General features: G+C 63.2%; 11 protein-coding genes. 1 reads left to right on the forward strand and 10 read right to left on the reverse strand.

Annotated elements, in window-relative coordinates; translation table 11 throughout:
* Positions 1-4: 4 nt before the first annotated feature.
* The 10 genes from AACH06_RS23935 to AACH06_RS23980 form a co-directional block, all read right to left on the reverse strand.
* Positions 5-379, reverse strand: coding sequence for a response regulator (locus tag AACH06_RS23935; protein ID WP_341428313.1), 375 nt, complete (start codon positions 377-379; stop codon positions 5-7).
* Positions 376-630 carry a hypothetical protein gene (locus AACH06_RS23940; RefSeq protein WP_341428314.1) on the reverse strand — a complete coding sequence of 85 codons (255 nt, stop codon included), beginning with the start codon at positions 628-630 and terminating at the stop codon, positions 376-378. Before AACH06_RS23940 ends, AACH06_RS23935 begins: the two co-directional genes overlap by 4 nt.
* Positions 630-2,957 carry a chemotaxis protein CheA gene (locus tag AACH06_RS23945; RefSeq protein ID WP_341428315.1) on the reverse strand — a complete coding sequence of 776 codons (2,328 nt, stop codon included), beginning with the start codon at positions 2,955-2,957 and terminating at the stop codon, positions 630-632. Before AACH06_RS23945 ends, AACH06_RS23940 begins: the two co-directional genes overlap by 1 nt.
* Positions 2,954-3,394: a response regulator gene (locus AACH06_RS23950; protein WP_341428316.1), complete on the reverse strand. Its 441-nt coding sequence runs from the start codon at positions 3,392-3,394 to the stop codon at positions 2,954-2,956. The genes AACH06_RS23945 and AACH06_RS23950 overlap by 4 nt, the downstream gene beginning before the upstream one ends.
* Positions 3,391-4,272 (reverse strand): CheR family methyltransferase, encoded by an 882-nt coding sequence (locus AACH06_RS23955; RefSeq protein ID WP_341428317.1) that lies wholly within the window; start codon positions 4,270-4,272, stop codon positions 3,391-3,393. Before AACH06_RS23955 ends, AACH06_RS23950 begins: the two co-directional genes overlap by 4 nt.
* Positions 4,269-4,892: a HEAT repeat domain-containing protein gene (locus AACH06_RS23960; RefSeq protein WP_341428318.1), complete on the reverse strand. Its 624-nt coding sequence runs from the start codon at positions 4,890-4,892 to the stop codon at positions 4,269-4,271. Before AACH06_RS23960 ends, AACH06_RS23955 begins: the two co-directional genes overlap by 4 nt.
* 13 nt (positions 4,893-4,905) lie before the next feature.
* Positions 4,906-5,979 (reverse strand): chemotaxis-specific protein-glutamate methyltransferase CheB, encoded by a 1,074-nt coding sequence (gene cheB, locus AACH06_RS23965; RefSeq protein WP_341428319.1) that lies wholly within the window; start codon positions 5,977-5,979, stop codon positions 4,906-4,908.
* A 39-nt stretch (positions 5,980-6,018) separates the two neighbouring features.
* Complete coding sequence (locus AACH06_RS23970; protein ID WP_341428320.1) at positions 6,019-7,626, reverse strand: chemotaxis protein CheW; 1,608 nt, start codon at positions 7,624-7,626, stop codon at positions 6,019-6,021.
* A 29-nt stretch (positions 7,627-7,655) separates the two neighbouring features.
* Entirely contained in the window at positions 7,656-9,587 is a 1,932-nt protein-coding gene (locus tag AACH06_RS23975) for a methyl-accepting chemotaxis protein (RefSeq protein ID WP_341428321.1), read from the reverse strand.
* Between the two features lie 242 nt (positions 9,588-9,829).
* The gene (locus AACH06_RS23980; protein WP_341428322.1) at positions 9,830-10,915 is read right to left on the reverse strand and encodes a substrate-binding domain-containing protein; all 1,086 of its coding nucleotides are present in this window, start codon (positions 10,913-10,915) and stop codon (positions 9,830-9,832) included.
* Positions 10,916-11,063: 148 nt separating this feature from the next.
* On the opposite strand from AACH06_RS23980, the gene AACH06_RS23985 reads away from it, so the two are divergent.
* Positions 11,064-12,737 carry an OFA family MFS transporter gene (locus tag AACH06_RS23985; RefSeq protein ID WP_341428323.1) on the forward strand — a complete coding sequence of 558 codons (1,674 nt, stop codon included), beginning with the start codon at positions 11,064-11,066 and terminating at the stop codon, positions 12,735-12,737.
* Positions 12,738-12,760: the final 23 nt, after the last annotated feature.

The following is a 12,760-nucleotide window of genomic DNA, read 5'->3' on the forward strand; positions in this document are numbered from 1 at the left end:
CGTTTCAGGCGTGAGCAGCCGGCAACAGTTGACGAATCACCTTCAGCAGGTCATTGCCCCCGACGGGTTTGACCAACCATCCTGTGGCGCCGTTTCGCTTGGCTTCGTCTCGCTTGTTCTGCTGACTCTCGGTCGTAAGCGCCAAGATAGGTGTGAATCGAACGAGGCGCCTTGCCTCGCGAATCAATTCGAGGCCGTCCATACGCGGCATGTTGATGTCGGTGATGATCAGATCGGGCTTCAGGCCAGCAGCGAGCCGCTCCAGCGCGGAGGCGCCATCGGTGGCGGTCTCCACGGTAAAGCCGCTCATCTGGAGCGTGCTGCTCAGGCTCATGAGCATCGTTGCCGAGTCATCGACCAACAAAATCTTCTTGCTCATGACCCGCTCCTTGGTGAAGGTGTTGCCGACTGTTCCAATGCTTGGCAGAGCCATCGATCGGCCGGCTTGGACTTGATCCCGGGCTTCAGCGCGAGCAGCGTCTGAAGCACAGCGGCGTGCACGTTCTCGCAATGAGCCAGATCCACCTGGCGACGAGGCTTCTCACGCAGCCAGGATGCGAGCGTTTCCGCGTCGTCAGGGCCGATGTGACCCTCGAATTTGGCGACCGTCTTGAGGTAGTGAATGCCCATCACAACAGCTCTTTCGGGTTGAGAATCATCAAAACACTGCCATCGCCCATCAATGCCGATCCGGCAAAGCCCGGCAGCCCACTGAGCACGCCTTCCATCGGGCGAAGGATGATGTCGCAAGTACCGTCGAACTCGTCGACCACCAGGCCCACCGGCTCAGCCCCGGAGCGCAGAACCAACACGGCGTGCTCACCGTCCGCGTTGACGCGGGGAGGCTGCTCGAGAGAAAGCAGAGAGTTCAGAGGCCGCAGCGGAACGACGCGCCCTCGCAGTACGACCGTCTGCGCCTGTTTGAAGCAGTGGATCTGCTGCGCCGGCACGCGAACGGTTTCAACGATGAGATCCATGGGAACACCGAAGCGGCATCCCGCAGCGCGGACCATCATCACGTGGGTGACCGCCATCGACAACGGCAGCGAGAGGCGGATGCGTGTGCCTTGTCCACGAACGCTGCTCAGGCTCACCTGACCATTGACCCGCTCGACAGCGGTTCGAACGACGTCCATGCCAACGCCCCTGCCGGACAGGTCCGAAATGCTGTCCGTCGTCGAGAAGCCGGGCAGGAATATCAGTTGCACTGCCTCCGTGTCGGTGAGTGCATCGACGCGGTCGGCGGGGATCAGGCCGCGCTCCACGGCCTTTTGTCGCACGCGGGTGGTGTCGACGCCAGCCCCGTCATCGGCGATATCAATGATCACCCGATCTCCCTCATGGCTGGCGCTGACGCGCAGAGTCCCCACGGCCGGCTTGCCTGCCGCGCTGCGCTCGGCCGGCGGCTCGATGCCGTGGTCGAGACTGTTGCGCAGGATGTGGATCAGCGGGTCCGCGAGAGACTCGATGACGTTTTTGTCGGCCTCGGTGTCCTCACCTTCGACGATCAGCTGCACTTCCTTGCCCAACCGCTTCGAGGTGTCACGCACCAGCCGACTGAAACGCTGGAAGACCGTGCCGATAGGCATCATGCGTACCTGCATGATGGCGTGTTGCATGTCCTCCGCGATACGGTTGATGACCGCATACTGATTCTTGATCTCGCGGGCCAACTCTCTCTGGCCAAAGTGCGCCTCGGCTCGCTGTGCGAGGTAGGGGAGCGCATTCTTGGCGACCACCATCTCGCCGATCAAATCCATCAGGCGGTCGATCTTGTCCTGCGCCACCTTCAGCACGCGCTGCGTGGAACGGTCAACCACCGACATGTCGTCGGCCTGAATCGTCGTCGTCTTGACGGAAGTGACCTGGGCGAGACTGGTGTCAATGGCTGTCGACGACGCCGTGCCGGGCTCCACCAGATTCGCCCAGTTAGACAACGCGACCGCACCCGCCCGCGGGTCAGGTACCGGCGGGATGGGCGCATCGATGCTGGCCCCGCGTGCGGCGCGCAGTACGGGTAGAAGCCGCGTGAGAACCTGGGCAACGCTGGCGACCGTTCCGGCGGTATTCCCGCCACGACTCAGCACGGCCAATTGGTCCTGCCACAGCGCGAAGGCCCGGTCGTGAACCAGCTTCTGCGCAGCTTCTGCCGACTCGTCCTGTGCGCCAACCACATCGTGGAATCGGCACTGCTCGGGCACATAGCGGAAATGGTGTTCCAGAACAGACTTGGGCGCATCGCTCAGTATGAGGAACCCCACGCGGCAGACATAACAGTCGAACTGATCAACTTCGCCCCAATCGGCGGGCTCGCTGTGTCGCAGTTCGCGCAGCCCGGGCGTCTGCCGAACCATGGCCCACGGGTCCTCGCCTTTGAAAAAGCACTCCGGCTCCGGCGTGTAGCGAACGATGCACGCGCCGCCGTCTTGCTGCCAGTGCGGCGGCACTTCGTTCAGCCATGAGGCATCGAGATTTGCGCCAGCTTCGGCCGCCGCGCCACCAGCCGCGCCACCGGTGTGGCCAGTCGAGGTGGTGTCCGCTGCGCCCATCTCGGGCACCGAGCCGCGGGACATGAACCTCCGAAGATCACCGGCCAACTGATGCGATCGGGTGTCGCAAGAGGCAGGCAGTTGGCCATCCACGGCGATGGCGTCGATCATCTCGACGCTGAAATCCATGGCGGACAAGAGGCTGTCTGCCATCTCGCCGCTGTATGGCAGCTCGCCGGAGCGAACCCGGTCGAGCATGTCTTCGGCAGCGTGAACGACCCGCTCGAGAGCGCCGAATTCAAATAGGCCACAGTTGCCCTTGAGCGTGTGCACCGAGCGAAACAACTCGTTCAGCAGCGCCGGATCTTGCGGGAAGCGCTCGATGTCGAGCAAACGCTGTCCAATCGTCTCCAGGCACTCACGCGCCTCGACGACGAATTGCTCCAGGATGTCGGACGTGCTGTTCATCGCTTGGCCCCCGATGAAATATGTGACGCGGCGGCGCGTGTAGCAGCAGGCGCATCTGCCAGCAACAAGGCGGCGCTGAGCACGAGCTCTGCGGGCCTTGCCGGCTTGACCAGGTAGCAGTTGGCGCCGGCGTCCTGCGCGGCGCGTGCGTCGTGGAGCTGGGCTTCGGTTGAGACCATCATCACGGGGGCCTGTAGATCGGGTGCCAGTCGCCGCAGCTCTCGTACAAATCCGTAGCCGTCCAGCTTGGGCATGTTGACGTCCACCACGAAGAGATCAAATGGGCGCCCGGCGTTGGCCGCGGCGACCTTTTCGAGCGCCTCGACGCCGTTGATGGCCTCGTCCGTTTCCCAACCGGCGTCACCGAAGAGCTTGCGGTGATACAGGCGTACGGTGGCCGCATCGTCGACCACCAAGATGCGCGCAGGGCCCGTCATGGCGCCTCCCCATCCAAGGGTTTCTGGTAGACCATCGCGTCGGCAAATCGTCTGACGCGATAGAGGGAAGTGATGCGACTCATCGATTCCGAGTGCCCCAGGCAAACAAAGCCGCCTGGCCGAAGGGCGTCGAACAGCGCTTCGGCAGCCACCCGCCTCGACATGTCGTCGAAGTAGATGAGAAGGTTTCTGCAGAAGACGATGTCGATATCGCGGAACCGCCGTGTATCGGCGGGATCGCTCAGGTTTACCTGACTGAACTCGACAGCCGCGACCAACTCGCGGGAGATCGCCCATTGCCCGTCTGCCAGCTTGGTGAAATAGCGATCCAGCCACGGACGTGGCACGTTGGCGACGGATCGAGCGCTGTAGATGCCGCGCTGCGCCGCCTGCAGAACGGTGGTGTCGATGTCGGACGAGAGGATCTCGACGTCGTACGAATCGATCAGAGGCCACTGTTGGAGCAATTGCATGGCGATCGAATACGGCTCTTCGCCGGTGGACGACGGCACCGACCAGATGCGGATTCTTTCTCCGCGCGGTTTGTGCCGAATCAGCTCTCCGAGCAGGTCTCGGGTCATGCAATCGAACTGGTAGCTCTCGCGAAGGAAGTAGGTTTCATTGACTGTCATCGCGTTGACCAGTTGCTGCAGCTCTTTGCCGTCGTGTTCAAACCGCAGACTGATGAAATAGCTGCGGAAATCGTCCGCACGCGTCGCCTCTATCCTTTCGAGCAGCCGTTTGTCGACGAAGTAGCGTTTGTTGTCGTCAAAGAATATTCCTGTCTTCCGATGGAAAAACTCTCTGAACTTGTAGAAATCCGCGTCGCCGATCGTTCGACACGATCGGGATGGCGACGATGACAATGCGTGGTTCATGTCGCCTCGATTCGAGAAAGCGCCAGATCGACCGCAAACACCAGGAACGGGTCGTCTTCGAACCTGGAGCGCACCTCCAGCAGGGCAGGTCTTTCCGCCGAGCCGCCTACTTCGGTCAACACTTCAATCGCGGCGGCTACCACGTTGATCTGCGATTCAGCACGCAGTACCTGAACCAACCATGTGCAGACGCTCGGATGACGCAGTTCGCCCATCAGGTTCACGGTGAACAGACGAACGTCGACGTCTGGGTCGTTCAAAAGCGCTGAGATCGACGGCGCGACATCGTCGGGCATCGCCGCCAGGGCCTCGATCGCGCCGTTGCGCAGCGGGGCTTGCTCGCTTCGCAACAGAGGAAGCAGGGCGCGGACGGCACTCTCGCCTGCGATGGCGCTGAGGCTGGTGAACAGCGCCTCCCGGACTGACGTATCGGCCTCGCGGGCCAGCGCCTCGCCCAATGCGGACACAGCTGGCGGATGATTGGCAAGATCACGCGCCGCCCAACGCCTCAGGGTGCTGTTGCTACTGTCGAGCTGCTCGATCAGACCTTCCAGGTCTCGTGGATGCTCCCGGTCCTGGACCTGGTGAAGTGGAGTAGGTGGCGTTTTGCGAAGTCCCATGATGTCCTCTCGCTCAGTGCAGCTTGGCCCAGCGCAACAATTGCGCGCTCACTTGATCCGACGGCAGAACCACCTCTGCCCCCTGTCTGGCGATCAGCTCTTGCGGCATACCAAACACCACGGCGGTCTCGGCGGACTCGGCGATGGTGTGTCCGCCTTGGGCCCGAAGCCGTGCCATGCTGGCCGCGCCGTCGTCACCCATGCCAGTTAGCAAGACGCCGACCAACCGATCCGCCGGCATTTGGCGCAGGGCGCTGTCAACCAGCACATCGACACACGGATGCCACGGATGGGCAGGTGATTCCGCAATCGGTTGCGCCACCAAGCGCCCAAGGCGCTCGGCCACGACGAGATCTCGCCCTCCCTGGGCAATGACGATCTGACCGGCCTGCAGCGGCATCGGGCCGTCGCACTCACGCACCTGCAGCTCGCACATCTGGTCCATGCGCCGGGCGAATGCTGAAGTGAAATGCGCCGGCATGTGCTGGACCACGAGGACGGGCCAAGGAAAGTCGGCGGGCAGGAATGGCAGAACGTCTTCGAGAGTGCGGGGACCGCCGGTGGAGACACCCACCAGAACCAAGCCAGGAGGCTGGCCGCTTCTGTGCGCGACGGCTGGCCGTTGCGGTGCGAGATTGGTTGAGGCAGGCTTGCGCCCGGTCGGTCTTACCTGCCGGAGTGGTGCACGGCGGGCGTCGCCACGAACCTGAGCCTGACTGGCGGCTTGAACTTTTCTCACCAACTCGTCGGCGATGTGGCGTAGATTCAGAGAGATCGTTCCGCCGGGCTTGGTGACATAGTCGACCGCGCCGAGGGCAAGCGCCTCCAGCGTGCTCATGGCGCCTTGCTGCGTCAGTGAGGACACCATCACCACTGGGGTGGGATGCTCCGTCATCAAGAGTGACAGCGCGGTGAGGCCGTCCATCTCGGGCATGTTGATGTCCAGCGTGATGACGTCGGGGCGGAAGTCGCGCACCATCGCCACGCCTTCTCCGCCGCTGCGTGCGGACACCACTTCGAATCCAGCGTCGCTCAACACCTGGCGCAAGACTTTGCGCATCAGGGCTGAGTCATCGACGATCAGCACTCGCTTTCCGGTAGTTGTTGGCGCAACCATGCTGGCCCCTCACGCAGCCAGAGGCAATCCGGGCTGTGTCGCCTCGTCCGATTGCTGGGTTGCCATGTGGTGTTGCCAAGTGAGCAACTGGACAGGGTCGATCAGCAGGACGAGACGGCTGCCGTCGCCCAATCGAGCCACCTGGGGAATCAACTTCGCCTGATCACCGCTGACATCGGGCGCCGGCGCCAAGCAGGAGGCCGGTACACGCAAGACTTCAGCCACCGAATCCACGATGAAGCCGGTTCGGCTGCCGCCATGGGCGAAGACCATGATGCGTTGCCGGTCGTGGCGCGCCACCGGCGGTAGTCCGAGCCGGTGACGTTGATCAATGACCGGAAGCACCGCGCCGCGCAGGTTGATCACCCCTTCGACAAAGTCGGGGGTCCGAGGTACGCGAGTTAGCGTCTCGGGAACCCGCACGATCTCTTGCACGCAGGTGATTGGCACGCCAAACTCTTCGGCCCCCAGCCGGAAAACCACCAACTGAAGGTCTTCCCGGGTGTCGGTCGCGGATTCGTTGGAAGTCATCTCATTCTCCGGATGGGATGCGTCGTCATTGCGGTCTGCCGTATCGCTCCATTGCTGCGCGGCGGCGGCGGCTTCACGCACGGATTGCAAGCCGAGCAGGCGCGACGTGGATAGCACCGAAATCAGCCGACGCCCTTCGTCGAGCCGGCAGATGGCGTCGAATTCCGCCAGTTGCCCGTCGCGAGCCAGCAATTCCGGTACGGCGTTGGCCAGCGCCTGAGGCACGCTGATGACCTCCTTGACCGAATCGGTGATCAATCCGATCGGACCGCAACCGTGACCTGTTACGACGACAATCCGCTGCCGCTCGTCGTGCTGTTGCGTGTCAAGCTCGAACAGGCTGCGCAGGTCCACCAGCGGCAGGAGTCGTTGTCGCAGGGTGATGACACCTCGCATGTGGGGGGGAGACTGCGGCAACGTGGTCATTCGCTCGGGCAGTTGCACGATCTCCTGCACCTCTTCAATGGGCACGCCGTACTCCTGCGCGTCGACCGTGAAGCTGACTAATCGCAATTCGGCGTCCATCGCGCCGGCTTGTTCACTCGGCTTCGCCAACGCGTGGTCGGATGTCTGCGTGGTGCTGCCGCCGATTTCGACCGTGGACACGGACGCAAAGGCATGGCGTACCAGTTGGGCAAAGTCGAGCACCATCAGCAGATCGTCCTGCCCGTCGTCACCGGGCCGGCGAATCAGACCGGACAACGAGTCCAAGCTGACCAGGTTTCCCAGGCTTCGCGCCGGCTGCAGTTGGCCAGGTTCGACCTGCACGACGCTGCACACCCGGTCCACCAAGAACCCGAGCGCCTGTCCGCAGTGGATGACCAGTGCCCGTGATGCATCGCCGTGATCCTGATCGGGCAATCCGAGCAGCCTGCGAAGGCTCATCAACGGCAAAACTCGGCCGCGAAGGTTGGACAGTCCGAGAAGCGCATGCGGTGCCAGCGGAAGTCGAGCGACTTCTGGCAGTCGAATGATTTCCTGGACGGGCCCCATCGGCACCGCGAACTTCTCGCCGGCCAATTCGAAGCTGACGAACTGCTGGTCCGACTCGACCGGAGCCAGCAAATCCAAGTTGGCGTGGGTCATTTGGTTCCCCGATCCGTTCGGCTCGCGAATCAGTTACTTTGCAGTTCGTCGGCGAGTGACGAGATTTCCTCGATCGCAGCGCTGAGTTCGTCAGCGCCCTGCGACTGTTGCTTGGCGGCCGCGGCGGCTTGCTCTGCCGCCTTCTCGGATTGCGCCGCAGCTGCAGAGATCTGATCGACGCCCGTGCGGACTTGGGACAGTGCGGCGACGATCTCGGCAGCCGTGGCGGCCGCATCCAAGTTGCCCCGCTCCACCTCGCCCACGTCACGTTCCATGTGCTGAAGATTCACCGTGATGCTTCGGGTTTTCTCCACTTCGGACTGGGCTGCCGACATGATTTCGGCCAGGTCTCGGCCTACCAAGGCAATCTGGTCTTGAATGCTCTTGACCAAATCCTTGATCCGATCGGCGTTTTCAGCCGAGTCGTGCGCCAGATTCCGAATGTCTGTGGCCACCACGACGAAGCCCTTGCCATATTCGCCGGCACGTGCGGCTTCAATGCTGCCATTGACCGCCAGCATGTTCGTCTGCACAGAAACCTGGGTGATGGCATCGACGATCTTGTCGATCTTGCGGCTGACGAGTTCCAGCTCCTTGATCTGCTGCATGCTGACCCGGGTGGCATCAACGCCTTTGCCAATGCTGGCGACGAGGGTGTCAATGTGCTGCTTGTTTTCGCCCATCAAGCTGCGAATCCCGTTCGCGCGGTCTCGCGCCTGATTGGCTCGCTGTTGCGAGACTTCGGCCCCTTTGCCAATCTGCGTGATCGCGGCGGCGGACTCGGCCGTGGCCTGCGCCTGAGCCTGGGCGCCCTTCCTGATCTGGTCTAGGGCGATCATGACTTGGCTGGCTGCCCGCGTGATCTCCTGCACTGTGCTCGACAGTTCCTCTGCCGCGGACGCGACTTCTTCGGCGCTCTTTGCGATGTCCGTCGAATTCTTCAGCTCGTCAGCGATTTCCGACAGATTCGCGGCTGTCTGTTCACACTCGGCCAGCGCTGCGGCCTGTTCTTCAATCGTCTTGGCCGACTCTTCGCATGCGGAGCTCTGCTCGGTGGCGGCTGCCGCGATTTGCTCGGCGCTTTTGAGTGCCTGTTGCGCCGCCGTGCTGCTTTGCGTAGCCGCTGAGGCGATCTGCGCAGCGCCAGAGACGATGTCAGCGGCGTCGTTGCGAATGCGTTCGAGCTGGTCGATGATGACTTGGCTCTTCTCAACCTCAGTTTGAATCGTGCTTGCGGAGTCGTTGATTCCACCGGCGATCGTCTTCACCTCGGCCTGAATCTGAACCACCAGATCCTGGATCTGTTTGGCGCTCTTCTCGCTTGTCTCGGCCAGCGTGCGTACCTCGTCGGCCACTACGGCGAAGCCCTTGCCGTGCTGTCCGGCTCGGGCAGCCTCGATCGCTGCATTGAGCGCAAGCAGATTGGTTTGATCGGCGATACGGGCTACGGCTTTGACAATGTCGCCGATGTTGGCGGCCTGGCGCTCCAGCTCGGCAACCATCTTGACCGAGTTGGCCTGTCGGTCCGCGGCCACGCCGACGGCGTCGATGGTGGCGGACACTTCCTGATTGATCTGTCCGGCCAGATCGCGCATTGCCTCCGCCTTGCTTTGGGCGGCCTGGCAGGCACCGAGTTGGCGACCCAGGGCGCCATTGATCTGGGTGATTGCCGCCAGCGATTGTTGGGCCGCACCGGCAGCTTCTTCAGCGCCACTGGCGATCTGGTCGGAGGCGCGCTTGAGCTCTTCCGCGGCCGACGCGGCCTCATTGATACCGGCCGCCAATTCGGCACTGGCGCTGGCCACCCGTTCCGCCGCTTGTTGCTGCTTGGCGACCGTACGGGCCTTGCGGCGGTTGGCTTCCGCGTCGCGGCTGATGTTCCTGGTGGCAGCCTCAGGCGCGCCAGTTGGCAGCGGGCGGTGGCCATTGAAGGCTTCCCGATTCTTCATCACGAGGGACATTTCCGGCTCCTTGGTTGGTGCGACCAGAGTTGCCCGGCTGAAGTAGCGATCAGGCAGCGTCTGTTGGCATCAATGTACGCCGACAAATGATCAAAGTGATAGGAAAGATGATCCGACGCTGCCTTTGTGTGATGAAAGCGGTGATATTTCGCAGCAAAGCGTCAGCCTCGGTCGAGAGGCTTAAGTGATACAAATGATTTTTTCGAGCGCGGCGAAGGGACTGCAGCCGTGCGCTGAAGAGTTCAGCCCTCTTGGCTCTGCATCGCCGGGTAGGCTTCGATCAGTGGCGTTGCGGTGCCAGCGGCGCGGGGGTCATAGCCCGGCAAGTCCGCCAGGTGCTGCCGAAAATCGGGATCGCGCAAGGTGGCGAGCACCGCGTGCAGTGCTGGCGTGTCCATCACGTCGTCACGGCACAGCAGAAAGTACCGCTCGAACGCGATGGGCACGAAGTCGAGCTTGAAATGGCGTGCCGGGGGTTCCAGGCCGAAGCCCACATCGGCCATGCCGCTGGCCACGTAGGCGGCCACGGCGGCGTGGGTGTATTCGCCTTGTTCGAAGCCGGCAATCTGGGTCGTCGCGATGCCCTGCGCCTTCAGCAGGCCTTCCAGCAACAGGCGGGTGCCTGAGCCCGATTGGCGGTTGATGAACCGCACGTGCGGCCGGGCCAGGTCTGCGAGCGAGTAGAGCTCTTTGGGGTTGCCAGGGCGGACCATCAAACCCTGCCGACGGGTGGCGATGTCCACCAGCGTCAGCGGCATGCCGTGCAGCCAGGGCCGATAGTGCTCGACGGCGGTCTGCTCCATCGCGCCCAGCGGGATGTGCATGCCGGCCACATCGCAATCACCTTCGCGCAGGGCGGCGGCGGCGGCCGAACTGCTGGCGTAGTTGAAGGCCAGCTTCAGGCCGTCCTGGCGCAGCCGTTCGATCAGCCGCTCGATGGCAAAGCCATGGCTGGCGTGAATGCGCAGTGCCGATGGGGCTTCGCGCAGCGCATCGCCCAACTCTTCGGCCAGCTCCGAGGACAGCGATTCGAGCGAGGGCTTCAGCCGGGCGTGGATGCGCTTGTCGGCCCAGACGATGCGCGCCCCCAGATCGGTGAGCGTCGAGCCGCGACCGCGTTCCATCATCAACAGCTGCGCTTCGAACAACTGCTCGCCCTGCCGCACGAGATCCCAGGCGCGGCGGTAGGACAAGCCCATCGAGCGGGCGGCCAGCAGCAGACTGCCTGTTTCGGACACCTGGACCAGCAGCTCGATCAACCGGGCGGGAAGTGGCGGGCCATTGGGATCCTGGATCGTCCAGACCGGGCGGATGGAAACCTGCTTCATCAGGGTCAATGCTTAGGAAGCGGACTGCCAGTGCATCGGCCCGGAAACAGCATATTGCGCGCCTGCGCAAACGCCGTGAGGATGCATGCTGAAATCTGCTGGCCCGGATTGTCCGCCGGATTGTTGCCAGCCACTACAAGGAGACTGGATGTCGTCGGTGATGAATGCGGGGGCCGTTGCGGCCACCTCTGCGGATGCAGGGTTCCTGTCCAAGGAACGGATCGTGGCGCCACCCGGCTTCAATCGCTGGCTGGTGCCGCCGGCCGCGCTGGCGATCCACTTGTGCATCGGCATGGCCTACGGCTTTTCGGTGTTCTGGCTGCCGCTGTCGAAGGCGATCGGCATCAAGGATCCGGTCAAGTGCGCGGCCGACGTGGGCTTCTTCCAGGAGCTGTTCGTCTCCACCTGCGACTGGAAGATCTCGACGCTGGGCTGGATGTACACCATGTTCTTCGTGCTGCTGGGCAGCTCGGCCGCCATCTGGGGTGGATGGCTCGAGCGCGCCGGCCCGCGCAAGGCCGGTGTCGTCAGCGCGGTGTGCTGGTGTGGCGGCATGCTCATCTCGGCGTTGGGCATCAAGTTCCACCAGTTCTGGATGATGCTGCTCGGCTCGGGCGTGATCGGTGGCATCGGGCTGGGCCTGGGCTACATCTCGCCGGTGAGCACGCTGATCAAGTGGTTTCCTGATCGGCGCGGCATGGCCACCGGCATGGCCATCATGGGTTTCGGCGGCGGGGCGATGATCGGCTCACCGTTGGCGGCCGAGCTGATGAAGACCTTCGCCACGCCCACCGATGTGGGCGTGATGCAGACCTTCGTCGTGATGGCGTTGGTCTACTTCGTGTTCATGATGGGCGGCGCGCTGGGCTATCGCGTGCCGCCTTCGGGCTGGAAGCCTGAAGGCTGGACGCCGCCGGCTGCCCAGGCCAGCAACGCGATGATCACCAGCCGCCATGTTCACGTGAAAAGGGTCTGGGGCATCCCGCAGTTCTGGCTGGTGTGGATGGTGCTGTGCATGAACGTGTCGGCCGGCATCGGCGTGATCGGCATGGCCAGCCCGATGCTGCAGGAAGTGTTCGGTGGCAGCCTGATCGGCGTAGCCAAGAAGTTCGGCGAGCTCGACAAGGCGCAGCTCACCGCCATTGCGGGGGTGGCCGCCGGTTTCACCGCGCTGCTCAGCCTGTTCAACATCGGTGGGCGATTCTTCTGGGCCAGCCTGTCGGACAAGCTGGGCCGCAAGCTGACCTACGTGGTGTTCTTCGTGCTCGGCGCGGGGCTCTACTTCAGCGTGCCCGGCAGCGCCGCGGCCGGCAGCACGCTGCTGTTCGTGGCCGCTTTCTGCGTGATCCTCAGCATGTATGGCGGCGGCTTCGCCACCGTGCCGGCCTATCTGGCGGACTTGTTCGGCACGCAGATGGTGGGCGCCATCCACGGCCGGCTGCTCACTGCCTGGGCCACGGCCGGCATCCTGGGCCCGGTGGTGGTGAACTACATGCGCGACTATCAACTCGGCCTGGGCATTCCTCGAGAACAGGTCTATAACCAGACCATGTACATCCTGGTGGGCATGCTGGTGGTGGGCCTCATCTGCAACCTGATGGTGCGGCCCGTCGCCGACAAGCATTTCATGTCCGACGCCGAGCTGGCCGAAGAAAAACGCCTGGCGCATGACCGCGCCATCGAAACGGCGGTGGGGCCGGGCACGATGACCTTCCATCGCACGCCAATGGTCTTCGTGGTGGCCGCGTGGCTGGCCGTGGGCATTCCGCTGGCGTGGGGCGTCTACCGCACCTTGCAGACCGCCGGCAAGCTTTTCCACTGATCTTCGGGCCGAGGGCCATTCAT

Source organism: Ideonella lacteola (genome assembly GCF_038066555.1).
Lineage (GTDB): Bacteria > Pseudomonadota > Gammaproteobacteria > Burkholderiales > Burkholderiaceae_C > Ideonella > Ideonella lacteola.

Excerpts from the sequence above, each read along its gene's own strand:
- AACH06_RS23975 (WP_341428321.1), bottom strand. The coding sequence starts at position 9,587 with ATGTCCCTCGTGATGAAGAATCGGGAAGCCTTCAATGGCCACCGCCCG.
- AACH06_RS23955 (WP_341428317.1), bottom strand. The coding sequence starts at position 4,272 with ATGAACCACGCATTGTCATCGTCGCCATCCCGATCGTGTCGAACGATC.
- AACH06_RS23945 (WP_341428315.1), bottom strand. The coding sequence starts at position 2,957 with ATGAACAGCACGTCCGACATCCTGGAGCAATTCGTCGTCGAGGCGCGT.
- AACH06_RS23960 (WP_341428318.1), bottom strand. The coding sequence starts at position 4,892 with ATGGGACTTCGCAAAACGCCACCTACTCCACTTCACCAGGTCCAGGAC.
- AACH06_RS23985 (WP_341428323.1), top strand. The coding sequence starts at position 11,064 with ATGTCGTCGGTGATGAATGCGGGGGCCGTTGCGGCCACCTCTGCGGAT.
- AACH06_RS23935 (WP_341428313.1), bottom strand. The coding sequence starts at position 379 with ATGAGCAAGAAGATTTTGTTGGTCGATGACTCGGCAACGATGCTCATG.
- AACH06_RS23980 (WP_341428322.1), bottom strand. The coding sequence starts at position 10,915 with ATGAAGCAGGTTTCCATCCGCCCGGTCTGGACGATCCAGGATCCCAAT.
- AACH06_RS23970 (WP_341428320.1), bottom strand. The coding sequence starts at position 7,626 with ATGACCCACGCCAACTTGGATTTGCTGGCTCCGGTCGAGTCGGACCAG.
- AACH06_RS23940 (WP_341428314.1), bottom strand. The coding sequence starts at position 630 with ATGGGCATTCACTACCTCAAGACGGTCGCCAAATTCGAGGGTCACATC.
- AACH06_RS23950 (WP_341428316.1), bottom strand. The coding sequence starts at position 3,394 with ATGACGGGCCCTGCGCGCATCTTGGTGGTCGACGATGCGGCCACCGTA.